General features: G+C 65.7%; 27 protein-coding genes. 20 read left to right on the forward strand and 7 right to left on the reverse strand.

What is annotated here, in order from left to right:
- Positions 1–75: 75 nt before the first annotated feature.
- Together AC1RCS_RS23820 and AC1RCS_RS23825 are read left to right on the forward strand one after the other, a co-directional pair.
- A complete protein-coding gene (locus AC1RCS_RS23820; RefSeq protein ID WP_094291360.1) occupies positions 76–540 on the forward strand; it encodes a MaoC family dehydratase in 465 nt (154 codons plus the stop codon).
- A gap of 32 nt (positions 541–572) precedes the next feature.
- Entirely contained in the window at positions 573–1,514 is a 942-nt protein-coding gene (locus tag AC1RCS_RS23825) for a LysR family transcriptional regulator (RefSeq protein WP_218295955.1), read from the forward strand.
- Positions 1,515–1,598: 84 nt separating this feature from the next.
- Here AC1RCS_RS23825 and AC1RCS_RS23830 read toward each other — a convergent pair whose 3' ends face one another.
- Positions 1,599–2,126, reverse strand: coding sequence for a tRNA (cytidine(34)-2'-O)-methyltransferase (locus AC1RCS_RS23830; RefSeq protein WP_218295954.1), 528 nt, complete (start codon positions 2,124–2,126; stop codon positions 1,599–1,601).
- A gap of 62 nt (positions 2,127–2,188) precedes the next feature.
- Positions 2,189–2,911: a ComF family protein gene (locus AC1RCS_RS23835; protein WP_218295953.1), complete on the reverse strand. Its 723-nt coding sequence runs from the start codon at positions 2,909–2,911 to the stop codon at positions 2,189–2,191.
- Between the two features lie 26 nt (positions 2,912–2,937).
- Here AC1RCS_RS23835 and AC1RCS_RS23840 point away from each other — a divergent pair, with 26 nt between their 5' ends.
- The 8 genes from AC1RCS_RS23840 to AC1RCS_RS23875 all read left to right on the forward strand — a co-directional run bounded on the left by AC1RCS_RS23840 (position 2,938) and on the right by AC1RCS_RS23875 (position 9,306).
- Complete coding sequence (locus tag AC1RCS_RS23840; protein ID WP_492246394.1) at positions 2,938–3,840, forward strand: biotin synthase; 903 nt, start codon at positions 2,938–2,940, stop codon at positions 3,838–3,840.
- A 153-nt stretch (positions 3,841–3,993) separates the two neighbouring features.
- Positions 3,994–4,470, forward strand: a complete 477-nt coding sequence (locus AC1RCS_RS23845) for a DUF2244 domain-containing protein (RefSeq protein WP_492246393.1) — start codon at positions 3,994–3,996, stop codon at positions 4,468–4,470.
- A 59-nt stretch (positions 4,471–4,529) separates the two neighbouring features.
- The gene (gene coxB / locus AC1RCS_RS23850) at positions 4,530–5,699 is read left to right on the forward strand and encodes a cytochrome c oxidase subunit II (RefSeq protein WP_218295950.1); all 1,170 of its coding nucleotides are present in this window, start codon (positions 4,530–4,532) and stop codon (positions 5,697–5,699) included.
- 30 nt (positions 5,700–5,729) lie between these two features.
- Positions 5,730–7,364, forward strand: coding sequence for a cytochrome c oxidase subunit I (gene ctaD / locus AC1RCS_RS23855; RefSeq protein ID WP_218295949.1), 1,635 nt, complete (start codon positions 5,730–5,732; stop codon positions 7,362–7,364).
- 11 nt (positions 7,365–7,375) lie between these two features.
- The gene (locus tag AC1RCS_RS23860; protein WP_218296306.1) at positions 7,376–7,486 is read left to right on the forward strand and encodes a cytochrome oxidase small assembly protein; all 111 of its coding nucleotides are present in this window, start codon (positions 7,376–7,378) and stop codon (positions 7,484–7,486) included.
- Between the two features lie 13 nt (positions 7,487–7,499).
- A complete protein-coding gene (locus AC1RCS_RS23865; protein ID WP_492246392.1) occupies positions 7,500–8,135 on the forward strand; it encodes a cytochrome c oxidase assembly protein in 636 nt (211 codons plus the stop codon).
- A complete protein-coding gene (locus tag AC1RCS_RS23870) occupies positions 8,132–8,356 on the forward strand; it encodes a DUF2970 domain-containing protein (protein WP_218339572.1) in 225 nt (74 codons plus the stop codon). The genes AC1RCS_RS23865 and AC1RCS_RS23870 overlap by 4 nt, the downstream gene beginning before the upstream one ends.
- A 68-nt stretch (positions 8,357–8,424) precedes the next feature.
- The gene (locus AC1RCS_RS23875) at positions 8,425–9,306 is read left to right on the forward strand and encodes a cytochrome c oxidase subunit 3 (RefSeq protein ID WP_218339571.1); all 882 of its coding nucleotides are present in this window, start codon (positions 8,425–8,427) and stop codon (positions 9,304–9,306) included.
- A gap of 115 nt (positions 9,307–9,421) precedes the next feature.
- Here the strand turns inward: AC1RCS_RS23875 and AC1RCS_RS23880 are convergent, their stop codons facing one another.
- The gene (locus tag AC1RCS_RS23880; RefSeq protein ID WP_218295945.1) at positions 9,422–9,643 is read right to left on the reverse strand and encodes a twin transmembrane helix small protein; all 222 of its coding nucleotides are present in this window, start codon (positions 9,641–9,643) and stop codon (positions 9,422–9,424) included.
- A gap of 15 nt (positions 9,644–9,658) precedes the next feature.
- Between AC1RCS_RS23880 and AC1RCS_RS23885 the strand changes: the two genes are divergently transcribed.
- The 6 genes from AC1RCS_RS23885 to AC1RCS_RS23910 all read left to right on the forward strand — a co-directional run bounded on the left by AC1RCS_RS23885 (position 9,659) and on the right by AC1RCS_RS23910 (position 15,928).
- Positions 9,659–10,432: an SURF1 family protein gene (locus AC1RCS_RS23885; RefSeq protein ID WP_492246391.1), complete on the forward strand. Its 774-nt coding sequence runs from the start codon at positions 9,659–9,661 to the stop codon at positions 10,430–10,432.
- Positions 10,374–11,117 carry a redox-active disulfide-containing membrane protein gene (locus tag AC1RCS_RS23890; protein ID WP_492246390.1) on the forward strand — a complete coding sequence of 248 codons (744 nt, stop codon included), beginning with the start codon at positions 10,374–10,376 and terminating at the stop codon, positions 11,115–11,117. The genes AC1RCS_RS23885 and AC1RCS_RS23890 overlap by 59 nt, the downstream gene beginning before the upstream one ends.
- Complete coding sequence (locus AC1RCS_RS23895; RefSeq protein WP_492246389.1) at positions 11,117–12,295, forward strand: COX15/CtaA family protein; 1,179 nt, start codon at positions 11,117–11,119, stop codon at positions 12,293–12,295. Before AC1RCS_RS23890 ends, AC1RCS_RS23895 begins: the two co-directional genes overlap by 1 nt.
- Positions 12,292–13,194: a heme o synthase gene (cyoE, locus tag AC1RCS_RS23900; RefSeq protein WP_218295941.1), complete on the forward strand. Its 903-nt coding sequence runs from the start codon at positions 12,292–12,294 to the stop codon at positions 13,192–13,194. Before AC1RCS_RS23895 ends, cyoE begins: the two co-directional genes overlap by 4 nt.
- An 8-nt stretch (positions 13,195–13,202) precedes the next feature.
- Positions 13,203–13,820 carry an SCO family protein gene (locus AC1RCS_RS23905; RefSeq protein WP_492246388.1) on the forward strand — a complete coding sequence of 206 codons (618 nt, stop codon included), beginning with the start codon at positions 13,203–13,205 and terminating at the stop codon, positions 13,818–13,820.
- Positions 13,821–14,209: 389 nt separating this feature from the next.
- Entirely contained in the window at positions 14,210–15,928 is a 1,719-nt protein-coding gene (locus AC1RCS_RS23910; RefSeq protein WP_369643192.1) for a putative bifunctional diguanylate cyclase/phosphodiesterase, read from the forward strand.
- 18 nt (positions 15,929–15,946) lie between these two features.
- Here AC1RCS_RS23910 and AC1RCS_RS23915 read toward each other — a convergent pair whose 3' ends face one another.
- The 4 genes from AC1RCS_RS23915 to AC1RCS_RS23930 all read right to left on the reverse strand — a co-directional run bounded on the left by AC1RCS_RS23915 (position 15,947) and on the right by AC1RCS_RS23930 (position 20,943).
- Positions 15,947–16,675, reverse strand: coding sequence for a Crp/Fnr family transcriptional regulator (locus AC1RCS_RS23915; protein ID WP_369643191.1), 729 nt, complete (start codon positions 16,673–16,675; stop codon positions 15,947–15,949).
- 125 nt (positions 16,676–16,800) lie between these two features.
- On the reverse strand, positions 16,801–17,823 hold the full coding sequence (locus AC1RCS_RS23920; RefSeq protein ID WP_218295937.1) for a Bug family tripartite tricarboxylate transporter substrate binding protein: 1,023 nt from the start codon (positions 17,821–17,823) through the stop codon (positions 16,801–16,803).
- A gap of 114 nt (positions 17,824–17,937) precedes the next feature.
- A complete protein-coding gene (gene rpoH / locus AC1RCS_RS23925; protein ID WP_369643190.1) occupies positions 17,938–18,879 on the reverse strand; it encodes an RNA polymerase sigma factor RpoH in 942 nt (313 codons plus the stop codon).
- A gap of 564 nt (positions 18,880–19,443) precedes the next feature.
- Complete coding sequence (locus tag AC1RCS_RS23930) at positions 19,444–20,943, reverse strand: efflux transporter outer membrane subunit (RefSeq protein ID WP_492246387.1); 1,500 nt, start codon at positions 20,941–20,943, stop codon at positions 19,444–19,446.
- A gap of 92 nt (positions 20,944–21,035) precedes the next feature.
- Between AC1RCS_RS23930 and AC1RCS_RS23935 the strand changes: the two genes are divergently transcribed.
- The 4 genes from AC1RCS_RS23935 to AC1RCS_RS23950 all read left to right on the forward strand — a co-directional run bounded on the left by AC1RCS_RS23935 (position 21,036) and on the right by AC1RCS_RS23950 (position 26,784).
- Positions 21,036–21,653, forward strand: coding sequence for a TetR/AcrR family transcriptional regulator (locus AC1RCS_RS23935; RefSeq protein ID WP_492246386.1), 618 nt, complete (start codon positions 21,036–21,038; stop codon positions 21,651–21,653).
- Positions 21,654–21,736: 83 nt separating this feature from the next.
- Complete coding sequence (locus AC1RCS_RS23940; protein ID WP_492246385.1) at positions 21,737–22,855, forward strand: efflux RND transporter periplasmic adaptor subunit; 1,119 nt, start codon at positions 21,737–21,739, stop codon at positions 22,853–22,855.
- Complete coding sequence (locus AC1RCS_RS23945; RefSeq protein ID WP_492246384.1) at positions 22,852–25,938, forward strand: efflux RND transporter permease subunit; 3,087 nt, start codon at positions 22,852–22,854, stop codon at positions 25,936–25,938. Before AC1RCS_RS23940 ends, AC1RCS_RS23945 begins: the two co-directional genes overlap by 4 nt.
- A 39-nt stretch (positions 25,939–25,977) precedes the next feature.
- Positions 25,978–26,784, forward strand: coding sequence for an oxidoreductase (locus tag AC1RCS_RS23950; RefSeq protein ID WP_492246383.1), 807 nt, complete (start codon positions 25,978–25,980; stop codon positions 26,782–26,784).
- The last annotated feature ends 49 nt before the right edge of the window (positions 26,785–26,833 follow it).

The following is a 26,833-nucleotide window of genomic DNA, read 5'->3' on the forward strand; positions in this document are numbered from 1 at the left end:
GCGTTGTGTGCCAGATGGGCGCACGGTGTCCCGTGCCAGACAAGGCGCGCACGGCTGCGGCGCTACATTGGGGTGATGAAAATCTTTCGCTCCTACTCCGAAGTCAGCGCCTGCGTGGGCCAGGAGGTCGCCGTGACCGACTGGATCACCATCACGCAGGAACAGGTCAACCTGTTCGCCCAGGCCACGGGCGACCACCAGTGGATCCACGTGGACCCCGAGCGTGCGAAAGCGGGGCCGTTTGGCGCGCCCATTGCCCACGGGTTTCTCACGCTGTCGCTGATCCCGCAGTTCTTCGAGGCGGGCCTGACCATCGAGGGTGCGCGCATGGGCGTGAACTACGGGCTCAACAAGGTGCGCTTCACCGCGCCGGTGCCGGTGGGCAGCCGCCTGCGCGCGCGCCTCACGCTGCAGGCGGCCGAGCCGGTGGCGCCCGATGGCATGCAGATGACGTGGCTGGTGACCGTGGAACGCGAGGGCAGCGACAAACCCGTGTGCGTGGCCGAATCGCTTGCGAGAAATTTCGGGGCACCCGCCTGAGCCTGGCCCCTCGCGGGCAGGAGGTCTGACCCATGGACCGCCTGCAAGCCATGAAGGTGTTCGAGCGCGTGGTGGAGGAGGGCGGCTTTGCCGCCGCCGCCCGGGCCATGGACATGTCGCCCCCCGTGGTCACCCGCATGGTGGCCGAACTGGAGCAGCACCTGGGCACGCGCCTGCTGCAGCGCACCACCCGCAAGCTGGCCCTCACCGATGCGGGCGATGCCTACCTGCAGCGTGTGCGCACCATCCTGCACGAGATCGACGACGCCGAGGCGGCCGCCGCTGCCAACACGCGCGACCTGCGCGGCACCATCCGCATCGTCGCGGCCCCGGTGCTGGCCACCAACTTCCTGGCGCCCATGGTGGCGCTGTGGCATGCGGAGTTCCCCAAGCTGCTGCTCGACATCGACCTGGACGCCTATGCCTCGGCGCGGGTGGACGAATACGACGTGACCATCATGGTGGCGGGCGAGGACTTCGACGCCAACATCGTGGCGCGCCCGCTGCTGAAGGGCGAGGCCATCGTGGTGGCGTCGCCCGACTACCTGGAGCGCAAGGGTATTCCGCGCGAGCCGCAGGACCTGCTGCAGCACGACTACCTGCGCGACTCGGGCATGGCCGCCCGTTCCCAGACGGGGCCTGGCCGCAAGCTGCGCCTGCAATCCCTCTCCGGCAATCTGCCGGCCCAGGAAATCGACATGCCGGCGGTGCTGCAGTCCGTCAGCACCGAGCTGCTGCTGCGCGCGGCGGTGGACGGCGCGGGGGTGGCGGTCACGTCGCGCCTGCTGGCCGAAGAACACCTGGCCCGCGGAGAGCTGGTGCACATCCTGCCCGCGTGGATCTTTTCGCGCTACACCATCTATGCCGCGCTGCCCTCGGGCCGCATGCTGCCCGCGCGCACCAAGGTGTTCCTGGACTTCCTGAGCGAGCAGGTGCCCCTGGCCATGGCCGAACAGCGCGGGCAGGCAGGCTAGCGGGCTGGCTGGGGCGGCGGTTTCCGCTCTGGTGGCCGGGCCATGTTCCCCCGGCCGGCCGCAGGCGGCGATGAACGGCCTGCGTCAGCCCAGCTGGGCGAATCCGCTGATGATGGTGCCTTCTGGCTCGACGGTGATCTCGCCATCGGGCATCGCAAAACTGTTCTGGCGCCAGGCCTCGAACACCGTCACCGCCACGGCGTTGGACAGGTTCAGGCTGCGCTGGCCCGCCACCATCGGCAGCCGCAGGCGCTGCGCGGGTGGGAAGCTGTCGCGCAGCTCGGGTGGAAGCCCCCGCGTCTCGGCGCCAAACACCAGCCAGTCGCCCGGCAGGAAACAGGTGGAGTGCACCGGCTGGGAGCCGTGGGTCGTCATGGCGAACATGCGGGAGGGGTCGGGCTGGGCATCGCGCAGGAAGGCGGTCCAGCCGGGGTGGATCTGCACCTGGGCGTACTCGTGGTAGTCGAGCCCCGCACGCCGCATCTGCCTGTCCTCCATCGTGAACCCCAGGGGCTCGACCAGGTGCAGGGTGCATCCGGTGTTGGCCGCCAGGCGAATCACATTCCCGGTGTTGGGCGGGATCTCGGGTTCGACGAGGACGATATGGAACATGCTGGCTATTGTCATCGCCCGGCGTGTGAGTTGAGCAACCGCTCGTAATCAAAAGTATCCCGCTAGTCCAGCCCCGTGCGCGCGAGGACTGCGCAGGTGACATGCGCGACGCCCGCCTCGCGCAGTGCCAGCGTGGCGGCCTGCATCGTGGCGCCCGTGGTCATCACATCGTCGACCAGCACCACGCGCTGGCCCCGCAGGGCCGCCGCATGCGCGGGCTCGATGGCAAACGCACCCCGCAGGTTGCGCAGGCGCTGCGCCCGCGGCAGTCCGCTCTGTGCCTCGCTGGCGTGCAGGCGCAGCAGGGTCCGGGTGTCGCTCCTGGGGCCTGCCAGATGCCTTGCAAGGAGCGCGGACTGGTTGAATCCCCGCTCGCGCAGGCGCTCGGCCGACAGCGGTATCGGCAGCACGCGGTCCGCCGCGTCCAGGGCCGGTTCCATCCAGGGCGTGCTGCGCATCAGCGTGGCCAGGGCCCTGGCCCACCCGGGGTCACCCCGGAACTTGAAGTGCGCGAGCGCGTCGGCCCATGGGTAGGCGTAGTCCACGGCGGCCACGCAGGCATCGAAGCTGGGCGGGCTGTGCACGCAGGCGCCGCAGACGGCGACCCCCGGGGGGACCCGCAGGGCGCAGCGCTGGCAGCGTGTGGCGGGCTGGGCAAAGCGCGCCGCGCAGGCATTGCAGATCCGCTGCGACGGCCATGCATGGCAGACGGCGCACTGGCTGGGCACCTTGTCCGCCCAGGTGCGAAGAGGGCGCGAAATCCCTAGCAAGCCCGTGAAAAGCATGAATCAATATACTCGCCCGTCCTGCCATGCCCTCCGAGCGTCCCCCCACCATTGATCCCGTTGCTGCGGCCCGCTGGCATGCGGCGGCCCCTGCGTTGTCCCCCTGGCTCCATGAGGAGGTGGCGCGCCGCATGGAGGACCGCCTGCAGTGGATCCGCCAGGCTCCCGAATCGTGGTGCCATTGGGATGCGGTGCGCGGAGGGCTGCACGCACATACGCTGGTGAGCGCACGCTTTCCCAAGGCACGCTGCCAGATCTACGAGACGGCCGCGCATTGCCAGGAGGTGGCGCGGCAGGCCCTGGCCAGGCCCTGGTGGAGTCCCGCCCGCTGGGGCGCCGGCAACCCGCGGCTGGGTGCGCCGGCGGATGCGAGCGTGCAGATGCTCTGGGCCAACATGGCGCTGCACACGGCAGCGGACCCGCAGGCGCTGATCGCGCAATGGCACCGTGCCCTGGCCGTGGATGGCTACCTGATGTTCTCGTGCCTGGGCCCCGACACGCTGCGCGAGCTGCATGCGGTGTACGCCGAGCTGGGCTGGCCTCCTGCCGGGCATGCGTTCACGGACATGCACGACTGGGGGGACATGCTGGTGCACGCGGGCTTTGCCGAGCCTGTGATGGACATGGAGCGCATCACGCTGACCTTCGCCACCCCGCAGCGGCTGGTGCGGGAGTTGCAGGAACTGGGCTGCAACCTGCACCCCGCGCGTTTTGGCGCGCTGCGCGGGCGGAGCTGGCGCGAGCGGCTGTACGAAGCGCTGGCGCACCGGCTGGCGGACCCCGGCAACGCAGGGCAACTGGCGCTGACCTTCGAGATCATCTACGGGCACGCGTTCAAGCCCGCGCCGCGCGTGCGCGTGAGCCCCAGCAGCGCCGTGTCGCTGCAGGACATGCGCGCCATGCTGCGACAGGGCGGCAAGGAGAGCTAGTCTGTAACTCCGTGTCAATGACATGGAACAAGGCACGCTACAATTCCGGGTTATTGAGATTTCGGGCATCTTCCCGCGCAACCTTGCAGGCTGCGCCTGTCGCGGCAACGCATGGCAGGCACCTTTCAGCCGGCAGTCTTGTGAGCACTTCTGGTGACGGGCTTGGTTTTTCGTTTTGCCACGGTGTCGGGTCAGCGCATCGACTGGCGTCTCGTTCGCAATTGCTCGGTCACGCCGGCGCAACTGGGTTGGACGTACCTGTCGCTGTGCCTGGTGTCGCTGGGTATCGCGGCTTTCTTCTGGATGCTCGGTGCCCGTCTGGTCATGCCCTTCGCATGGCTCGAAATCGTGGCTGTAGGAATTGCATTCGCCATGTACGGTCGCCATGCGGCGGATGGCGAGAGGATTTCACTGCAGGGCTCGCGCCTCGTGGTGGAACTGGAGACAGCAGGCAAGCTGGAGCGTGCCGAGTTTGACCGGAGCCGGGTTCGCGTAGAACCCAAGACCGGAGACCGTTCGCTGATCATGCTGTCTGCGCAGGGCCGTTCGGTCGAAGTGGGGCGCTACGTGCGCCCCGAGCTTCGGCCGGTCCTGGCATCGGAGATCCGCATGGCCTTGTGCGCCGCCTGACCCCACGCAGGCGCGCGAAAGGGATTGGTTAAATTGAGGCTTAGAAGTAAGTGAGAACTATGAAGAGCATTTCCAACAAGCTGGCTTCTCTGCTGCTGATTGCCGGTGCATGGGTGGGTTCCGCAGCCCATGCCGTTCAGGACCTGCCTGGCGGCCCCGCAGTCAACCAGCTGAACCTGGCGCCGCCCGTCACCAAGATTGCAGAAGAGCAGCATTTTCTGCACTGGATGATGCTGATCATCTGCACGGTGATCTTTGTTGCAGTGTTCTCCGTGATGTTCTACTCGATCTGGAAGCACCGCCGTTCCAAGGGCGCCAAATCGGCCAATTTCCATGAGTCCGTGACGGTGGAAGTGGTGTGGACCATTGTTCCGTTCATCATCGTGATCCTGATGGCCCTGCCCGCCACGAAGGTGCTGGTGGCCCAGAAGGACACGACCAATGCCGACCTCACCATCAAGACCACGGGCTACCAGTGGAAGTGGGGCTACGACTACATCACCGGCGAAGGCGAGGGCCTGGCCTTCATCTCGACGCTGGACAGCAGCCACCGCGTGATGTCCGACAGCGGCAACGTCAAGGACGCCCCTGCCAACTACCTGCTGAAGGTGGACAATCCGATGGTGGTGCCCGTGGGCAAGAAGGTCCGCATCATCACCACCGCCAACGACGTGATCCATGCCTTCATGGTGCCCGCCTTCGGCATCAAGCAGGACGCGATCCCCGGCTTCGTGCGCGACACCTGGTTCCGCGCCGAGAAGATCGGTGACTACTATGGCCAGTGCGCCGAACTGTGCGGCAAGGAACACGCCTACATGCCCATCCACGTGAAGGTCGTGTCCGCCGAGGACTACACCGCCTGGGTGGGCGAGCAAAAGAAGAAGGCCGCGGCCAAGCTGGACGACCCCACCAAGGTGTGGACCCTGGACGACATCATGAAGCGCGGCGAGAAGGTGTATGCGGCCAACTGCGCGGCCTGCCACCAGGCCAACGGCAAGGGCGCCGGTCCCATCAAGCCGCTGGACGGCTCGGCCATCGTGCTGGATGCGGACCATGCCAAGCAGATCCAGGTCGTGCTCAAGGGCGCGGCCAATGGCGCGATGCCTGCATGGGCTCAGCTGAGCGATACCGACATCGCCGCAGTGGTGAGCTACACGAAGAACTCCTGGTCCAACAAGACCGGCCAGCTGGTGCAGCCTGCTGAAATCGTGGCCCAGCGTGGCAAGTAATCATCGCCCTATCGTATTGAGGAATCCAAAATGAGCGCAGTTCTCGACAATCACGGGCACGCGGGCGATCACGCACACGACGGCCACGACCACCACCACGGCCCCACCGGCTGGCGCCGCTGGGTGTTCGCCACCAACCACAAGGACATCGGCACCCTGTACCTGCTGTTCGCCTTCGCCATGCTGATGGTCGGCGGCGTCCTGGCACTGCTGATCCGCGCCGAGCTGTTCCAGCCCGGCCTGCAGCTGGTGAACCCCGAGCTGTTCAACCAGCTCACCACCATGCACGGCCTCATCATGGTGTTCGGCGCCATCATGCCGGCCTTCGTGGGCTTCGCGAACTGGATGATCCCGCTGCAGATCGGCGCATCCGACATGGCCTTCGCGCGCATGAACAACTTCAGCTTCTGGCTGATGATCCCCGCGGCCATCATGCTGGTGAGCTCGTTCTTCATGCCCGGTGGCGCACCCGCCGCCGGCTGGACGCTGTACGCGCCGCTGACGCTGCAGATGGGCCCCTCCATGGACGCCGGCATCTTCGCGATGCACATCCTGGGTGCCTCGTCCATCATGGGCTCGATCAACATCATCGTGACCATCCTGAACATGCGCGCGCCCGGCATGACGCTGATGAAGATGCCCATGTTCGCCTGGACCTGGCTGATCACCGCCTACCTGCTGATCGCCGTGATGCCCGTGCTGGCTGGCGCCATCACCATGACGCTGACGGACCGCCACTTCGGCACCAGCTTCTTCAACCCCGCCGGCGGCGGTGACCCGGTGATGTACCAGCACATCTTCTGGTTCTTCGGCCACCCCGAGGTGTACATCATGATCTTGCCGGCCTTCGGCATCATCAGCCAGATCGTGCCCGCGTTCGCACGCAAGAAGCTCTTCGGCTACGCCTCCATGGTGTACGCGACCTCCTCCATCGCCATCCTGTCGTTCATCGTGTGGGCACACCACATGTTCACGACCGGCATGCCCGTGACGGGCCAGCTGTTCTTCATGTACGCCACCATGCTGATCTCCGTGCCCACGGCCGTGAAGATCTTCAACTGGATCGCCACCATGTGGCGCGGCTCCATGACGTTCGAGACCCCCATGCTGTTCGCCGTGGGCTTCATCTTCGTGTTCACCATGGGTGGTTTCACCGGCCTGATCCTGGCCATGGCGCCCATCGACATCCAGCTGCAGGACACCTACTACGTGGTGGCCCACTTCCACTACGTGCTGGTGGCCGGCTCGCTGTTCTCGATGTTCGCGGGCGTGTACTACTGGCTGCCCAAGTGGACCGGCGTGATGTACTCCGAAACGCGCGGCCAGATCCACTTCTGGTCCTCGCTGATCTTCTTCAACATCACCTTCTTCCCGATGCACTTCCTGGGCCTGGCCGGCATGCCACGCCGTTATGCCGACTACCCGATGCAGTTCGCCGACTTCAACGCCATCGCTTCGGTGGGCGCGCTGGGCTTCGGTCTCGCGCAGGTGTACTTCTTCGTGGCGGTGATCATCCCCGCCATGCGCGGCAAGGGCGAGAAGGCTGCGGCCAAGCCCTGGGACGGCGCTGAAGGCCTGGAATGGGAAGTCCCGTCGCCAGCACCTTTCCATACGTTCGAGAATCCCCCCAAGCTGGACGCCACGGCCACCCGCGTGATCGGCTGAACACCATGCCCATGACACCCGAACAGAAAAAGAGCAACCTGCGGATGGCGCTGATCCTGGCGTCCGTCGCGGTGGTGTTCTTCGTCGGGTTCATGGTCAAGGTCGTTCTGCTGTCCCGCTGAGCCCGTACCTGCCATGAGCCTGCACCGCGAAAACGCCAAGATGGTCGGCAAGCTGGTCGTGATCGCGGCCGGCATGTTCGCCTTCGGCTATGTGCTGATCCCTATCTACAAGCACATCTGCGAGATGACGGGCATCAACATCCTGTCGCTGTCCGAGCGGCAGGTGCCGGGCAACGGCGTGGCCGGCAAGGATGTCAAGGTACCGGGCAACACGCAGGTGGACAAGACCCGCACGATCACGGTGGAGTTCGACGCCAACGCGCGCGGCCCGTGGGATTTCAAGCCCGCCCAGCGTTCGGTGCAGGTGCACCCCGGCGAGCTGACGACCGTGATGTACGAGTTCCAGAACGTGCAGAACCGCCGCATGGCTGCGCAAGCCATACCGAGCTATGCACCGCGCCAGGCCGCGGCGCACTTCAACAAGCTGGAGTGCTTTTGCTTCAACCAGTACACGCTGGAGCCTGGAGAAAAAAAGGAATGGCCCGTGGCATTTGTGATTGACCCGCGTATTTCCAAGGACGTGACGACCATCACGCTGTCCTACACGTTCTTCGAGGTGGGTGGCAAGACGCCGGCAGCACCGCAGTCCACTGCCGCCGTGGGCCTGTCCGCGCCCCTGGCCTCTCCAGCGGCGGGAGCGGGTTCATGAATACGCCAGTGGAGCAGCCGGTGGTGAAGCCCCACGAGCGCAAGGGATCGCTGCTGCGCACGGTGCGGGCGGTGGCCTGGTCGCTGATAGGTCTGCGCAAGGGCAGCGAATACCAGCAGGATGTCGAAAAGCTCAACCCGCTGCATATCATCGTGGTGGGGCTGGTGGCCGTCTTTCTGCTGGTGATCGGCCTGATCGCGTTGGTGAACTGGGTCGTGTGAATGGGTTGCTGGAACCGTATCCGCAACAACAAAGCCGAAAACAAAGATTTTGAGAGTCAGGAGCTGAAATGAGTGCATCAACCCACGGCGGAACCCCGTACTACTATGTACCCGCAGAGTCGCGTCATCCGGTGATGGCGGCAACCGGTCTGTTCTTCGTCATTCTGGGCGCGGGCCAGTGGATCAATGGCCACGACTGGGGCAAGTATTCCCTGGCACTGGGCCTGGTGTGGTGGCTGTTCACGCTGTACCAGTGGTTCGGCGATGCGGTGCGCGAGAGCGAAGGCGGCCTGTACGGCCACAAGATCGACCTGTCGTACCGCTGGAGCATGAGCTGGTTCATCTTCTCGGAAGTGATGTTCTTCGGCGCGTTCTTCACGGCACTGTGGTGGGCGCGTTCGCACTCGGTGCCCGCCCTGGGTAGCCTGGACAACGCGCTGCTGTGGCCCGATTTCAAGGCGGTCTGGCCCAGCCTTGCCGCCGGTGCCACCGCCTCGCCGGCCGGCATCGTCGAACCCTTCCAGACCGTGGGCCCCTTCTGGCTGCCCACCATCAACACGGCGCTGCTGCTGACGTCGGGCGTGACGCTGACCATTGCCCACCATGCATTGCGCGAAAACCACCGTGGCAAGACCATCGGCTTCATGTGGGCCACGGTGCTGCTGGGCTTCGTGTTCCTGCTGGTGCAAGGCTACGAGTACTTCCATCTCTACACCGACCTGAACCTCAAGCTCAGCTCCGGCGTGTTCGGCTCCACGTTCTTCATGCTCACGGGTTTCCACGGTTTTCACGTGTTTCTGGGCATGCTGATGCTGCTGGTGATCACGCTGCGCCTGCAGAAGGGACATTTCACCGCGGACAAGCACTTCGGCTTCGAAGGCGCTGCGTGGTACTGGCACTTCGTGGACGTGGTGTGGCTGGGCCTGTACGTGCTGGTCTACTGGATGTAACCAGGCACGCTGCCAACAAAAAAGCGCCTCGCGGCGCTTTTTTTGTTGGCAGGGCCAGGGCGGGATGAGAAGGGGGTATGCGGGGGCTTGGGCCACTGCCGCTTCATGGCCCCGGTCAACGGGAGGCCGGCAGGCCGGTGGGCTGGATGTAGCCCAGCTTCCACGCCACCAGGATGCACAGGAAGAGCACGATGGAGAGCCCCACGCGCACCGCGAGTGCCTTGGCCATGTGGCTGCCCTTGGCCTTGTCGTTGCGGCCATTGCGCATCATGAAGAACAGGGCGGAGGCCAGGCTGGCCAGAATGGCGATGAACGCCACCACTACGAGGTATTTCATGGAGAACATTATCCTGTGACAGTGTCACGTCGTCCCCTGGGCCTGCGTTTCTGGCTGATCACCCTTGCTGCGGTGGCCGGCATGCTGGCCACGGCCTCGCTCGGCCGCTGGCAGCTGTCGCGCGCCGCGGAGAAGGAGGCCCTGCAAGCCATGCTGGAGGAACGTGGCCGCATGCCCGCCGTCGACGCCCGAACGCTGCTCGCAGCCGCGGCGCAGCCGGATGCGGCAGCGCTCGTGCACCGTGCCGTGGTGCTGGAAGGCCGGTGGCTGCCGGAGCACACCGTGTACCTTGACAACCGCCAGATGCACGGCCGCCCCGGGTTTTTCGTGCTGACACCGCTGCAGCTGGCCGAAGGCAGCGGCGCGGTGGTGCTGGTGCAGCGTGGCTGGGCCGCTCGCAACTTCCAGGACCGCACGCAGCTGCCGCGGGTGCAGACCGTGCAGGACCAGGTGGTGCGCGTGCAGGGCCGCGTGGCGCTCCCGCCTTCGCGCCTGTATGACTTCCAGGGGGCCGATAGCGCACAGGGGTCTTCCCGCATCCGGCAAAATCTCGACCTGGCAGCGTTCCGCACCGAAACCGGTCTTGCGCTCGCCAACCTCACGGTGTTGCAGACGGGCGAAGCAGGCGAGGGGCTGCAACGCGACTGGCCCGTGGTCGGCGCGGGCGTCGACAAGCATTACGGTTACGCATTTCAATGGTTCGGGCTCTGCGGCCTGATTGCACTTCTCTATGTCTGGTTCCAAATCGTCCGACGCTTCATTCGCCCGCGCAGCCAGCCTGCCGCCTGAGGCCCATGGGGACCACCCTCTGGGCCTTACCGTGCACACGCTGCCCCCGGCGGACGGCGCCGTGGCCACGGCCCAGCGTGCCCGCCATGGGCGATGGAAGATGTTCGGCGTCCTGCTCATCTGCGCGGCCCCGGTCATCGCCTCGTATTTCACCTACTACGTGGTTCGCCCCGAAGGCCGCCGCAACTATGGCGAACTGATCGACCCCCAGCGCACCATGCCGCAGGTCGACGCCACGTCGCTGGACGGCAATGCTGTTTCGCTGGCGTCTCTGAAGGGGCAGTGGCTCCTGGTCAGCGTGGCGGGCGGTGCCTGCGACGCGGACTGCCAGAAGCACCTGTACCTGCAGCGCCAGCTGCGCGAAAGCCTGGGCAAGGAAAAAGACCGGGTGGACTGGGTCTGGCTGGTGAATGATGCCGCCAGCGTGCCCGCCGAGCTCGCGCCCGCCCTGCAGAAGGCGACGGTGCTGCGGGTGGACGGCGCCGCGCTGGGCGCCTGGCTGGCCCCCGCCGAAGGCCATCGGCCCGCCGAGCACCTGTATGTCGTGGACCCGATGGGCAATTGGATGATGCGGTTTCCTGCGGCGATGGACACGGCCGGCGCGGCCAAGGCCAAGCGGGATCTTGAACGCCTGTTGCGCGCGTCGTCTTCCTGGGATGAAGCCGGACGCCCCGGAAAGCCGTGATGGACGCCCAGCCGCTCTACGATCTGGCGCCCATCGCCCGGCTCATGCTGCTGGGCGTGCTGATAGCGCTCGGCCCCCTGGCCTGGGTCGGCCTGCGCAACCGTGGCAGCTCTCCCATGCGGCGCCTGCAGGCGCTGACCGTGCTCACCCTGTTCCTGACCTTTGACCTGGTGCTGTTCGGCGCCTTCACGCGCCTGACCGATTCGGGCCTGGGCTGTCCTGACTGGCCCGGCTGCTACGGCAGCGCCAGCCCCGTGGGCGCGCACACCGAGATCTCCGCTGCCCAGCAGGCCATGCCCACCGGCCCCGTGACCCATGGCAAGGCCTGGGTCGAGATGATCCACCGCTACCTGGCCACCGGTGTGGGCGTGCTCATCATCGTGCTCACCGTGTCGGCCTGGGTGCAGCACCGCAAGGCCCGCCGCGACGGGGGCGAGGGGCCTCCCGTCAGCCCGTGGTGGCCCACCTTCACGCTGTTCTGGGTCTGCCTGCAGGGGGCCTTTGGCGCCTTGACGGTGACGATGAAGCTGTTTCCAGCCATCGTCACGCTGCACCTCATCGGGGGGCTGGTGCTGCTGGCGCTGCTGTGCGTGCAGGCGGCTCGCCATACCCACCGCGCCCAGGGCCGCACGCCCGTGCGCCTCTCGACGGGGCTGCGCTGGGGCCTGGTCGCCACCAGCTTGCTCGTGGCCCTGCAAGTGGTGCTGGGCGGATGGGTCAGCACCAACTACGCGGTGCTGGCGTGCACCACCTTTCCCACCTGCCAGGGGAGCTGGTGGCCCGAGATGGACTTTGGCCAGGGTTTCCAGGTCTGGCGCGCGCTGGGCATGCTGCAGGATGGCAGCCACATCAGCTTCGCCGGTCTCACGGCCATCCACTATGCGCACCGGTTGATGGCCTATGCAGTGCTCGCAGCGTTGGGCATCGTGTGGTGGGGCCTTCGGCGGGCGCATGTGTTGCCCGCCCAGTGCCGCTGGCTGGCGGGGCTTGCGCTGCTGCAGCTGGCCACGGGCCTGTCCAACGTGGTTCTGGACTGGCCGCTGGTGGCCGCCGTGCTGCACACCGGCGGCGCCGCGGCGCTGGTGGTGGTATTGACCTGGGCCCTGGTGTCCAGCCGCGCGGCATCCGCGCCCCAAGAGTTTTCCGCGCCATCGGGCGCATCGAGAGTGTCCGCATGAGTGCTGCTGCCCCCGCCGTTGTTTCCCCGCCCTCGCGCCTGTCGCAGTTCTATGCGCTGACCAAGCCCCGTGTGGTCCAGCTCATCGTCTTTTGTGCGCTCATCGGCATGGTTCTGGCCGTGCCTGGGCTTCCTTCCGCACCGCAGCTGGGGCTGATGGCCCTGGCCTGCGCGGGCGTGTGGCTGGTGGCCGGCGCGGCAGCCGCTTTCAACTGCATCGTGGAGCAGGGTATCGACGCCAAGATGAAGCGCACCGCCTGGCGCCCCACGGCCAAGGGAGAACTGTCCAACGCGCAGACGCTGCTGTTCTCGGCCGTGCTGTGCGCGGCGGGGTCCGCGCTGCTGTATTTCTGGGTGAACCCGCTCACGATGTGGCTCACGTTCGCCACCTTCGTGGGCTATGCGGTCGTCTACACGGTGATCCTCAAGCCCCTCACGCCGCAGAACATCGTGATTGGCGGCGCGTCCGGCGCCATGCCCCCCGTGCTGGGCTGGGCGGCCATGACGAACGATGTGGGACCGGAAGCGCTCATCCTGTTCCTCATCATCTTCCTGTGGACGCCTCCCCACTTCTGGGCGCTGGCCCTGTACCGGGTGGAGGACTACCGCAAGTCCGGCCTGCCCATGCTGCCGGTGACGCATGGCAACGAGTTCACCCGCCTGCAGGTATTCCTGTACACCCTGATCCTGTTCGCGGGCTGCCTGATGCCCTTCGTCTACGGCATGAGTTCATGGATCTACCTGGCCGCCGCCGTGGTGCTGAGCGCAGGCTTTTGCGGCTACGGCTTCGCGCTGTGGCGCAACTACTCGGATGCGCTGGCGCGCAAGACCTTCCGCTTTTCCCTCATTCACCTGAGCGCTCTGTTTGCAGCCCTCCTGGTGGACCATTACGTGCTGTGAACCCGACCATGCCCATGCTCAAAAGAAGTGCTCTTAAAATGATAGCTGTTGCCGCTTTGTCCATAAGCGCTGCGGGCATTTTCAGTGCCTGTTCCGAGAAAAAGGCAGAGTTTCGCGGCGTGGACATCACCGGCGCGGACTATGCCCGCGACATCCCCTTGACCGACCACAACGGCCAGGCGCGCCACATCAAGGACTTCGCGGGCAAGGTGGTGGTGGTCTTCTTCGGCTTCACGCAATGTCCCGACGTGTGTCCCACTTCCATGCAGGAGCTGGCCGAGGTCAAGAAGATGCTGGGCAAGGACGGCGACCGCCTGCAGGGCATCTTCGTGACGGTGGACCCCGAGCGCGACACGCCGGAGGTGCTCAAGGCCTACATGGCCAACTTCGACCCCAGCTTCCTGGCGCTGTACGGCTCGCCCGAGCAGCTGGCAGCCGTCGCCAAGGACTTCAAGATCTACTACAAGAAGGTCGACGGCAAGACACCCACCAGCTACACCATGGACCATTCGGCGGGCAGCTATGTCTATGACCCGGCAGGGCGCTTGCGCGTCTACAACCGCTATGGCAGCGGAGCGCAGGCCCTGGCGTCCGACGTGAAGGCGCTGCTGGCGGAAGCTGGCTGACCGGATGTGCCGCCGGGCGCTGCTGGCGCCTGCTCCGGCTTTTTGTCGTGGATTTGCCTCACGTCCGGGGGCAGGAACGCGACATACGTCACATTCGCGGCAAGTTGCAGGCCCTGGTTGGGGCCATCTGGATGCCAATGCCCGCGTGATTCTCTAGAGTGGCCCCAGGGCCTGTGCCGCCGCTGGCGGATGGCTCCATGCGATGCGCCTTGCCCCCGTGCGCGGCAAGGTGCTCTGGTGACATCCATTTTTCAAAGGAATCTGGCATCGATGCGCTTGTACGTAGACGCCACCCGGCGCAACCGCCTGCCATTGTGGCGGGGCGGCGGGGACGGGCCTGGCCGGGCCCGACGCGATGAAGGATGAAGAATGAAGAAGGACCTGGGGTGATGGCTGCGGCACCCCTTTCACCGGCCGACGAGGGCGCGCTGATCCTGGCCGCCACGAACGCGGCCCCCGACGGCATCCTGCTGGTGGACCGCGGCGGCCGCATCGTCATGGCCAACGCGGCCATGGAGTCCATCTCCGGCTATGCGGCCGATGAGTTGTGCGGCAGCCCCGTCAGCCTCCTGCTGCAGCCCGCCTTGCGGGAAGCGCATGGACGCCATCTGGACAGCTACTTCCAGTCGCCGTCGCGCCGGCCCATGGGGATGGGGCGGGATCTGTGGATCGCCCGCAAGGACGGCCGGTCCGTGCCGGTGGATATCGCCCTGGGCTACACCGACGCGCAGGGCGGCACGGCCGTGGCCTTCGTGCGCGACATCTCGGAGGTGCGCAGGCTGCAGGCCCAGATGCACTTCCAGGCCACGCACGACACCCTGACCGGCCTGGTCAATCGCTGGCAGTTCGGCCAGCGGCTGGAGCAGGCCATTGCCGAAGCGGCGCTTGGCGGCCATTCCTTTGCGCTGCTGGTGCTGGACCTGGACGACTTCAAGGCCGTCAACGACGGCTATGGACACGCCGCGGGGGACCGGGTGCTTGTGGAAGTGGCGCGCAGGCTCAAGAGTGTCCTGCGCGGCGGCGATACGCTGGCACGGCTGGGCGGGGATGAATTCACCGTGCTGCTGCCGCAGATCGCGCAGGTCCGCGACGTGGAACAGGTGGCCGCCCAGGTCCTCGCGGCGCTGTGCCAGCCCTTTCAGATGCATGGCTTTGAACTCGATTTCGGCGCGAGCCTGGGAATTGCCGTGTACCCGCGGGACGCGCAGGATGCGCCCACTCTCATGCGCTATGCCGACATGGCGATGTACCACGCCAAGGAGTCCGGCCGCGCGAACTACGCGTTCTACGAGCCGCCGCTGGGCGCCCGCATGGCGGAGAAGCTGCAACTGCACGAGCGCCTCAAGCTGGCCCTGGCCTACGGCGGGCTCCATCTGCACTACCAGCCGCAGGTGGAGGTGGGCAGCGGCCGCATCCAGGCGGTGGAGGCGTTGCTGCGGTGGACCGATCCCCAGCTGGGCGAGGTTCCCCCGGCCCGTTTCATTCCCGTGGCGGAGGCGACGGGCCTGATCCTTGCCGTGGGTGCGTGGGTGATCGGCACGGCGTGCCAGCAGATCGCCGAATGGGACCGGGCGGGCCTGCCGCTGCGCGTGGCGATCAACCTGTCCGCGCAGCAGCTGCGCCAGACCGACCTGGTGGAGCAGATCGAACGCAGCCTGGCCCTTCATGGCGCGCGGCCCGACCTGCTGGAGATCGAGGTGACCGAATCCGAGGCCATGGCGGACCCCGCGCAGGCCCGCGATGTGCTGTGCCGCCTGCAGGCGCTGGGCGTGTGCATCGCCCTGGACGACTTCGGCACGGGCCATTCATCCCTGGCGTACCTGAAGCACTTGCCGGTCTCCCGGATCAAGATCGATCGCGAGTTCATCCACCCTCTGCTGCACAGCAACGGCGATGCGGTCCTCGTGCAGGCCATCATCGTGCTGGCCAAGACACTGGGCTTGCACGTCGTGGCCGAAGGGGTCGAAACTGCGGAACAGCTGGGCCTGCTGGCGCAGTACGGTTGCGATGCCTACCAGGGGTGGCTGTACTCCCGGGCGGTGGCGCCAGCCCACGTCGCGCAGCTTCTGCTGGCGCAACGGGCGAGCGAGGATTCCGCCGTTCTGTAAGGGCTGCGCGCGCGGAGGCTAGGTGCCGGCTTGTTGCGCCGGGCCGCCCGCCAGCCCGATGAGGACATCGCGCTGGATTTCACAATGCCAGCGGTCGCGGCGCACCAGCCCATGGCGCAGCGCGAGCTGGCGCAGCGTGCGCGCAATGGTTTCCCGGGTGGTGGAGAGAAGATCGGCCAGCACCTGGTGGCTGGGCAGCCGCACCAGGGAGCTGCGCTGCAGGTTGGCCAACTGGAGCAGGGTGGCCGCCAGCTGCCCCGTCACCCCACGGATGCGGGCGATGCGTGCCCAGTCGGCCAGGCGGGCGTTCGTGTGGGCGTAGCTTTGCGCAAGCCCCCGCAGCAACTCGGAATCCAGCAGCCCCTGCTGGAGGACCGCCTCCACGGGCACCTCGCAGATGCGCCCCGCGGTCAGCGCCCGGCAGGACACGGCGGCCGGTTCCTGCACGAGCGCCGTCGAGCCCAGGGGCTGCCCGGCGCCGAACAGGCCGATCGGCCGCTCCACGCCGTCCTCGCCGCTGCACAGCACCACGACGATGCCGGTCTTGACGATCTTGAACGTCTTCTGCCCCGATTGCCCCTGCCGCAACAGCAACTCGCCCTTGCGCACCGGGCGCTCCACCAGAAGGGGCTTCCAGCCAGCGCGCCGTTTTTCGTCTTGCCGGCCCAGCAGGCACTGCTGCTGTCCTGCGCACAGGCAGCACCCGCCACCGGAAGGCAGGGATGGGGTGGTACGGCAATGGGGCATGCGGGCGTGGGATTCCGGGGCGGCAGGGCCCGGAACAAAAAACCCGGGCAGGATCCATGGACCTTACCCGGGTTCATGGCGCGCTGCAACAAAATGTATGCCGCCCGCCGATGGCCTGTGGGACTCTACTCCGCCTTGATCCCGCGCATCGCAATCACGCCGCCCAGCAGGCTGGTGTCGGCCTTGATGCGGTTGGCCAGCCCCTCGGGCGAGGTGCCTGCCACCTGCCATCCCTGCTGAAAGAGCTTGTTCCGCATGTCTTCGCTGCGGGCGATCTCGCTGATCACGGCGGCCAGCTTGGCCTGCAGTGGCTTGGGCATCGTGGCCGGCGCGGCAAACGCATTCCAGATTTCCAGGTTGAAGCCCCGGATACCGGCTTCCGACAGGCTCGGGATGTCGGGTGCCAGCGGGCTGCGGCCCGCCGAGGTGACGCCGATGGCGCGCAGCTTGCCGGCGCGCACCTGGGCCTGGGCGAGCGCCGGGGGCAGCAGCGCCATCTGCAGCTGGCCGCCCAGCATGGCATTGGCGACTTGCGGATAGCCCGGATACGGGACGTGCACGGGGTTGATATTGCTGCGCGACTTCAGCAGCTCGGTGCCGATGTGGCCCACGGTGCCCACGCCCGGTGTGCCATAGCTCCATTTGTCGCCGCCGTTGCGCGCCGCCACGAAGAAATCGCGCGCGTCGCTGTTGGCGGGTACGCCCGGCTGCGTGACGGGCGCGGTCAGCACCAGGGGCGACGTGCCGATGAGGCTGAGCGGCGCCAGGTCCTTGAGCGGATCGTAGGGCACGGCAGGGTTGATCATCTTGGCGATGGTCATGTTGCCGTTGATCATCAGGCCGATGGTGTGGTCATCGCGCGCCTTGGCCACCGCGTCGGCGCCGATGTTGCCGCCTGCCCCCACTTTGTTTTCCACGATCACCGGCTGGCCCAGGGCCTTGGACAGGGGTTCCGAGAAAGCGCGCGCGGTGAGGTCGGGCGAGGTGCCGGCCGGAAAGCCCACGATGATCTTCAGCGGCTTGTTCGGCCAGGCCTGCGCGGCCGCGGCGGGGGCCGAAGGCCTGGCGGTGTTCTGGGCGAGTGCCCAGGGGGATGCGGCGGCCAGGGCGATCAGCAGCGATGCGCGGCGGGAAACGGGGCGTGACATGGGGTGGGTCTCCTCCAAAAAAAGTTCGGGGCCATAACGACAAGGGGCCCCAGAACTGGGGCCCCTCGAGGCAACTTCTGCACAAGCGGGATATTAACGCGCCCCCGCGGGCATTCAGGCGTAGTCGGCCAGCGCCTTCTTCATCTTCTTCATGGCGGCCACCTCGATCTGGCGGATGCGCTCGGCGCTCACGCCATAGACCGCGGCCAGTTCATGCAGCGTCATGCCGCCCGTGCCGTCGTCGTTGACCTTGAGCCAGCGCTCTTCCACGATGCGGCGGCTGCGCGCGTCCAGGCTGTCCAGCGCCGTGGCGATGCCGTCGGTGGCGAGCGCATCGCGCTGGCGCGACTCGATCATGGCAGTGGGCTCATGCGAGGCATCGGCCAGGAATGCAATGGGGCCAAACGCCTGTTCGCCATCGTCCGAAGGTGCAGGGTCGAGCAGCACGTCGCCACCGGACATGCGGGTTTCCATCTCGATGACTTCTTCACGCTTCACGTTGAGCTGCGCGGCCACGGTGTCGATTTCCTGCTCGGACAGCGTGTCCCGGTGCGTCGCGGCATCCGCGGCGGAAGCATCGGCCTTGAAACCCTGCTTCATCGAGCGCAGGTTGAAGAACAGCTTGCGCTGGGCCTTGGTCGTCGCGACCTTGACCATGCGCCAGTTCTTTAGGATGTATTCGTGGATCTCGGCCTTGATCCAGTGCATGGCATAGCTCACGAGGCGCACGCCCTGGTCGGGGTCGAAACGCTTCACGGCCTTCATCAGGCCGACGTTGCCTTCCTGGATCAGGTCGCCATGCGGCAGGCCGTAGCCCAGGTACTGGCGCGCAATCGACACCACGAGGCGCAGGTGCGACATCACCAGCCGTCCGGCGGCGTCCAGGTCGTTGTGGTCCTTGAGCTGGCGTGCGTACGTCTGCTCTTCTTCGTGGGTGAGCAGCGGCAGGCGGTTGACAGCGGAAATGTAGGCATCCAGATTGCCCAGCGGGGGCACCAGCGCCCAGGGGTTGGCGGGCGCCAAAGTCGTCGTCGCGGTTCCAGATTGAATGTTCATTCCGGGAATCCTTTCCTCTAAGCCATGATGTTAGCACTCTCTATGAGTGAGTGCTAAACCCGGAGTTCCCCTCCGGTTGTTCGGGGCGTCGGCCTCTGCGCGCGCCGTGGGATTCTTTCTCGCTGCCTGTTGATTCCACTTAAGTTTTGTATTTTTCAGGTGCGGCAAAGTTGCGTAACAATTTGATTTATAGGAATAAATTTACTCCTGATGAGGTTTCATCTGCTCTTGCTTTTCAAGTGGATTTTTCAAGAATCTGGCCCCACCATTTAGAGTTGCGTACCGTGCTTTGATGGCTTCGCATTGCGGCTTAGTCAGCAGTTGAAAGGGCATTGTTTTGTAAGTGCTTGCTCACTTTTCCGGCTGATCAATAGGGAAGTTGCTGAGAATTCGCTCTTATCGTTCCGAACCCAAGAGCTGGGACGCAGCGGCGGCCTTACCCATTTCCTCTGAATTGTCAGTTCGGACGGAAATGAAGTGCAGGTGAGTGCAAGTGGACGAGCCGCGACCGGTTGAATCCGCCGCTGCTTGCAGCCGTTCGCAACAGGCGCTACGAACGGCTGTTCACGGCTGGACTTTGACGCTGGAATAGGGGTGCACATTGAAGGTGAGAGCCTTTTCTGAAGATAGATTGGCGTCCCATCCGCCCCCCACTGCCTTGAAGATGGCCACGGCCGAGCGAGCGGATTCCGTCTGAGCCTGCACGCGCGCCTCGGTTGCCTGCAGCAAGGTCTCGTCGGCGTGCAGGACTTCGATAAAGCTGACAACACCCTTTTGGTAGGCAGAGAACGATGCTGCGCGCGCGCGCCCCAGCGAATCGACCCCGCTGGACAAAACCGTCACCTGCTCCTGCCGCCGGGCAAAGGAAGACAGCGCGTTCTCCACGTCCTCCGTGGCCTTGAGGGCTGCCAGCCGGTAGGCGGCCAGCATTTCTGCCTCTTGCCCCTTGGCTTGTTCAATCTGCGCGTTGATACGGGCAAAGTCGAAAAGGCGCCACCGCAGCCCGAGCACGCCCGTGGCCTGGCTGGCGCCGCCCGAGAACAGGTTGCCGCTGGAGACAGAGGTTGCACTCCCCACCAGCCCGCTGGGGGAGAGCTTGGGGTAGTACTCCGAGATGGCAGCGCCAATGCGCGCATTGGATGCCGCCAGGCGGCGCTCGGCAACGATGAGGTCTGGCCTGCGCCTGAGCAGGTCGCTGGGCGAGCCCGTCGCGATGCCTTGGGGCGTGGTGGGGATGTTGCCTGGTGCGATGAGTTCTGCGCGGTGGGTGCCGGGAGGCGTTCCCAGGATCACATCCATGGCATTCATCGCTGTGTCCAGGGACGCATCCAGCACGGGGATGGCCGCTTGCGCCTGCGAGAGCGCACCTTCCGCCTGCCGCACCTGCAGTTCTGCCGCGAGGCCTTTGCCGTGCAGCAGCCGGATGTTGGCCAGCAGATCTTGCTGGATCTGCACCTGCTGGCGGGCCACGTCCCGGCGGGCCTGCAGGCCACGCACGGTGATGTAGATGTCTGCCGTCTGCGCCGCCACGGCCAGCCGGGTGGCCATCGCGCCCGCTTCCGAGGACTGGTACTCGGCCGTGGCCGCCTCCCGCCCCCGGCGCAGGCCGCCAAACACATCCAACTCCCAACTGGCGCCTAGGTTGGCCTCGTAGGCGCTGCCATACCGGTCAAAGCCCGGCATCGAACTCAGGACCTGCCCCAAAGGCGTTTGCGTGGACTGGTAGGCCCGTGCTGCCTGGCCCGATACGGCGGCAGACGGCAGCAGTGCGGCGTCGGCAGCGCCCAGCCCCGCACGCGCCTGGGCCACACGGGCAGCGGCTTGCGCCAGGTCCAGGTTCTGCTGCTGCGCCAGCGACACGAATTGCGTCAGTTGCGGGTCGCCAAAGCTGGACCACCAGTGGGCCAGATTTGGGGGCGCCTTCTCCAGCGGTTGCTCTCGGAGAGTGCGCTCCTGGAACTGTTCAGGCAGGGCGACACGGGGGCGGACATAGTCCGGCCCCACGGCACAGCCAGCGGACAGGCTGGCCACAAGAAGGGCGGCGAGGGTGCGTTTGGGCAGCATGGTGTTTTCCGATCGTCAGGGCATTGAGTTGTGACCATAATACCAAATGGTCACTGGTTGTCTAGTGAGCGAGACTCTCGTAAGCTGCACCCATGACCAAAACCAGCCATCCCACCGCCGCAGGCCGGGGCCCTGCGGACCACGAGGTGCGAAACCAGATCGTGACGGCCGCCACCGAGCACTTCAGCCGTTACGGCTACGAAAAAACCACCGTGTCCGATCTGGCCAAGGAAATCGGTTTTTCCAAGGCCTACATCTACAAGTTCTTCGAGTCCAAGCAGGCCATTGGCGAGAGGATTTGCACCAACTGCCTGAGCGATATCGAGAGCGAGGTCCGGGCTGCCGTGGCCCAAGCCGATCGGCCGCCCGAGAAGCTGCGGCGCATGTTCAAAGCCATTGTCGAGTCGAGCTTGCGGCTCTTTTTTCAGGACAGAAAGCTCTACGAGATCGCCACCTCGGCAGCGACTGAGCGCTGGCAGTCCACCATCGTTTATGAGGAGCGCCTGCAGGCGCTGCTGCGGGATGTTTTGCAGGAAGGGCGGCAAACCGGCGACTTCGAGCGCAAGACGCCGCTGGACGAAACCACCGCCGCCATCCATCTGGTGATGCGCCCCTACCTCAATCCCCTGATCCTGCAACACAGCCTGGACTACGCCAACGACGCGCCCGCCCAGTTGTCCAGCTTGGTTCTGCGCAGCCTGTCGCCCTGATCCGAGTTGGATTTGTGACTATTGACTAAATTGGTCACAAGAACCAAAATGAAAGTCCCGATTCATTCGCACAAGGGACTTTCATGCTTCGGCCTCGCCTTGCCACCCTGTTTCTCGTTTCTGCCTTGCCGTTGGCGCTGGTCGCTTGCGGCGAAAAGGCTTCTTCCGACCCCCGCACCCAGGCGCCGCTGGTGCGCGCCGCCGTTGTCCAGGAGGCGGCTGCTTCCACCCGGGCGTTCACGGGCACCGTAGCGGCGCGGGTGCAGAGCGACCTGGGCTTTCGCGTCCCGGGCAAGGTGCTGGAACGGCTGGTGGATGCGGGGCAGACCGTCAAACGCGGCCAGCCGCTCATGCGCATCGATGCGGTGGACTTGAAGCTGGCCGCCCATGCGCAGCAAGAGGCCGTGGCCGCTGCACGCGCCCGTGCACGCCAAACGGCGGACGATGAAGCGCGCTACCGCGATTTGCGCGGCACTGGTGCCATTTCTGCCACGGCCTACGACCAGGCGAAGGCAGCGGCAGACGCCGCCCAGGCGCAGCTCAGCGCCGCCGAAGCCCAGGCCGATGTCTCCCGCAATGCCAGCCGCTATGCCGAGCTGGTGGCCGACGGCGACGGCGTTGTCGTGGAAACGCTGGCCGAGCCCGGCCAGGTGGTGAGTGCCGGGCAACCCATGATCCGCCTTGCCCACGCAGGCCGCCGCGAGGCGCTCATCCAGTTGCCCGAGACCTTGCGCCCCGTCATGGGTTCGCAGGCGCAAGCCACCTTGTTTGGCAAAGAGGGCCTCGCCGTCCCGGCCAAGCTGCGGCAGCTGTCCAGCGCGGCAGACCGGGTGACGCGCACCTTCGAGGCCCGTTATGTGCTGGAAGGCGACTTGGCCAACGCGCCCCTGGGCACCACGGTGGTGGTGCGCATCGCAGACGACAAAACCTCTGTGGCAGCGGGCCTGCAAGTGCCCATCGGCGCCTTGTTCGACGCTGGCAAAGGCCCGGGCGTGTGGGTGATTCGCGGTGAACCAGCCAAAGTGGCCTGGCAGCCGGTGGCCGTCCAGCGCCTGGACGATGCGGGGGCCTATGTGACGGGCCAGATCAGGCCTGGGGAGCGCGTCGTTGCACTGGGTGCGCACCTGCTGCGTGAAGGTGATTCGGTCCGGTTGGCCGATATGGCGGCTGCAGCCGCTGTGACCGAAGGAGCACGTCCGTGAGCCAAGGCCGTTTCAACCTGTCGGCGCTGGCCGTGCGCGAGCGCGCCATCACCCTGTTCCTGATTTTCCTGATCTCTGCGGCGGGCATTCTGGCGTTCGCCAAGCTCGGGCGCGCGGAAGACCCGCCTTTCACGATCAAGCAGATGACGATCATCACGGCCTGGCCTGGAGCCACCGCGCAGGAGATGCAGGACCAAGTCGCGGAACCCCTGGAAAAGCGCATGCAGGAACTGCGCTGGTACGACCGCTCGGAAACCTTCACCCGCCCCGGCTTGGCGTTCACCATGGTGTCGCTGCTCGACAGCGCACCGCCGTCGCAGGTGCAGGAAGAGTTCTACCAGGCCCGCAAGAAGATCAGCGACGAGGCCCGAAGGCTGCCTGCGGGCGTCATCGGCCCCATGGTCAATGACGAATATGCCGATGTGACCTTTGCGCTGTTCGCCCTCAAGGCCAAGGGTGAACCCCAAAGGCAACTGGTGCGCGATGCCGAGGTGCTGCGCCAGCAACTGCTGCACGTGGCGGGCGTCAAGAAGGTCAACATCATCGGGGAGCAGTCCGAGCGGATCTTCGTCTCGTTCTCTCACGACCGGCTGGCCACGCTGGGCGTGTCACCGCAGGACATTTTTGCTGCTCTCAACAGCCAGAACGTGTTGACCCCTGCAGGCTCCATCGAAACCCTGGGGCCGCAGGTCTTCCTGCGTGTGGACGGTGCGCTCAACACGCTGGAGAAGATCCGGCAGACCCCCATCGTCGCGCAGGGGCGGACGCTGAAATTGTCGGATGTGGCGACCGTCGAGCGCGGCTACGAAGACCCCGCTACTTTCCTGGTGCGCAATGGTGGCGAGCCAGCGCTGCTGCTGGGCGTGGTGATGCGTGACGACTGGAACGGGCTCGATCTGGGCAAGGCGCTGGAGGCCGAGGTCACCCACATCAACTCTCAACTGCCCATGGGCATGACGCTGACCAAGGTGACCGACCAGGCTGTCAACATCGCCTCTGCGGTGGACGAGTTCATGGTCAAGTTTTTTGTCGCCTTACTCGTCGTGATGTTGGTCTGCTTTGTCAGCATGGGCTGGCGTGTGGGCATTGTGGTGGCAGCCGCTGTGCCGCTGACGCTGGCGGCGGTGTTCGTGGTCATGGCTGCTTCCGGCAAGAACTTTGACCGCATCACGCTGGGCTCACTCATTCTGGCCCTGGGCCTGCTGGTGGATGACGCCATCATCGCTATCGAAATGATGGTGGTGAAGATGGAAGAGGGTTACGACCGTGTGGCCGCCTCGGCCTATGCCTGGAGCCATACGGCAGCGCCCATGCTTTCGGGCACGCTGGTCACGGCCATTGGCTTCATGCCCAATGGCTTTGCGCGCTCCACCGCGGGCGAATACACCAGCAACATGTTCTGGATCGTCGGCATTGCGTTGATTGCATCGTGGGTGGTGGCCGTGGTGTTCACGCCGTACCTGGGCGTCAAGCTGCTGCCCAACCTCAAAAAGGTGGAGGGCGGGCACGACGCCATCTACGACACGCCGCGCTACAACCGGTTTCGCCAGCTGCTCGGCCGTGTCATTGCCCGCAAGTGGATCGTGGCGGCCTCCGTCGTCATTCTCTTTGTGGTGTCGGTGTTGGGCATGGCCGTGGTCAAGAAGCAGTTCTTCCCTACATCCGACCGGCCGGAAGTGCTGGTCGAGGTGCAGATGCCCTATGGCACGTCCATCGAACAAACCAGCGCCGCCACAGCCAAGGTCGAGGCCTGGCTGGCGAAGCAGGACGAGGCCAAGGTGGTGACTGCCTACATCGGCCAGGGCGCCCCGCGCTTCTTCCTGGCCATGTCGCCCGAGCTGCCGGACCCATCGTTCGCCAAGATCGTGGTGCTCACGGGCAACGACAAGGAGCGGGAGGCCCTCAAGTTCACGCTGCGCCATGCCGTGGCCGATGGCCTGGCGCCGGAGGCACAGGTGCGCGTCACGCAAATCGTGTTCGGGCCGCCTTCGCCCTTCCCGGTGGCTTACCGGGTCATGGGGCCCAACCCCGACAAGCTGCGCGCAATTGCTGCCGAGGTTGAGGCTGTGTTGCAGGCCAGCCCGATGATGCGCACCGTCAACACGGACTGGGGCCCGCGCGTCCCGACCCTGCACTTCACACTCGACCAGGACCGCCTGACGGCCGTGGGGCTCAGCTCCAGCGCCGTGGCCCAACAGCTGCAGTTCTTGCTGAGCGGCGCACCGCTGACAGAGGTGCGCGAAGACATCCGCTCGGTGCAGGTCGTGGGCCGGGCCGCTGGCGATGTCCGCCTGGACCCCGCGAAAATTTCGGGCCTGTCGCTGGTGGGATCGGGCGGGCAGCGCATCCCGCTGTCGCAGGTGGGCAAGGTCGATGTGCGCATGGAAGACCCCATCCTGCGCCGGCGCGACCGCACGCCGACGATCACGGTGCGCGGCGACATTGCCGAAGGTCTGCAGCCGCCGGACGTGTCCACCGCCATCACCCAGCAGCTCCAGCCCATCATGGACAAGTTGCCGGGCGGCTACCGTATCGTCGAAGCTGGCTCCATTGAAGAAGCGGGCAAGGCCACCGTCGCCATGCTGCCGATCTTCCCCATCATGCTGGCGGCGACCCTGCTCATCATCATCCTGCAGGTCCGCTCCATTTCCGGGATGGTCATGGTCTTCCTGACCAGCCCACTGGGCCTGATCGGCGTGGTGCCCACGCTGCTCCTGTTCCAGCAGCCTTTCGGTATCAATGCGCTGGTGGGTTTGATTGCGCTGTCGGGCATCTTGATGCGCAACACGCTGATCCTGATCGGGCAGATCCGCGAGAACGAGGAGGCCGGGCTGGACCCCTTCCGCGCCGTGGTCGAAGCCACGGTACAACGTGCCCGCCCAGTGATCCTCACCGCCCTGGCCGCGATCCTGGCGTTCATCCCGCTCACGCACTCCGTGTTCTGGGGAACGCTGGCCTACACCTTGATCGGCGGCACGCTGGCCGGCACCGTGCTCACGCTCGTTTTCCTGCCTGCGATGTATTCGATCTGGTTCGGTATCCGGCCCACTCGTGCTTCCGCCGCATCTCATGCATCCGCCTGATTCCCCCACTGCACATCCCTCTTACCCAAAGGAACTGCCATGTCGAAATCCAAAGTTGTCGTTGTCACCGGCGTGTCCTCGGGCATCGGTCGTGCTGCGGCCATACAGTTTGCCCAGCAGGGCTGCCGGGTCTTTGGCACCGTGCGCAACACCGCCAAAGCACACGCCATTCCCAACGTAACCCTCGTTGAGATGGACATCCGCGACGAAGTGTCGGTGGAGCGCGGCATCCAGTCCATCGTGGCGCAAGCCCAGAGCATCGACGTGCTGATCAACAGTGCGGGCGTGACCCTGCTGGGTGCGGCCGAAGAAACCTCTGTGGAGGAGGCTCAGACGCTGTTTGACACCAACCTCTTTGGCGTCTTGCGCATGACCAAGGCGGTATTGCCCCACATGCGCGCGCAGCGCTCCGGCCGCATCGTCAATGTGAGTTCGGTGCTCGGCTTTCTGCCCGCGCCCTACATGGCGCTCTATTCGGCGTCCAAGCATGCGGTTGAAGGGCTGGCCGAGACGCTGGACCACGAGGTGCGCCAGTTCGGCATTCGCGTCTCGCTGGTTGAGCCCTCCTTCACCAAGACCAACCTGGATCTGAATGCGCCCCAAACGGTGGCCCGGATCGCTGACTACAGCCAGGAGCTGGAGATCGTTTCGAAGGCGATCCAGGGCAATGTGCAGAAGGCGCCCCCACCCCAGGGCGTGGCCGACACCATCGTCCGTGCCGCACTCGGGGCCTGGAAGATGCGCCACACGCCCAAGGGCGAGGCATCGCTGCTGGCCAAACTGCGCCGTTTCATGCCCGCAGGCCCGGTTGGCAAGGGCCTGCGCAAATCGTTCGGGCTGGCGTAACGGCTGGCAACGATCCTCTGCGCAGCCGCTGGCGGCAAGCCCACTATGG

The organism is Acidovorax sp. GW823-FHT01C06, from assembly GCF_058798375.1.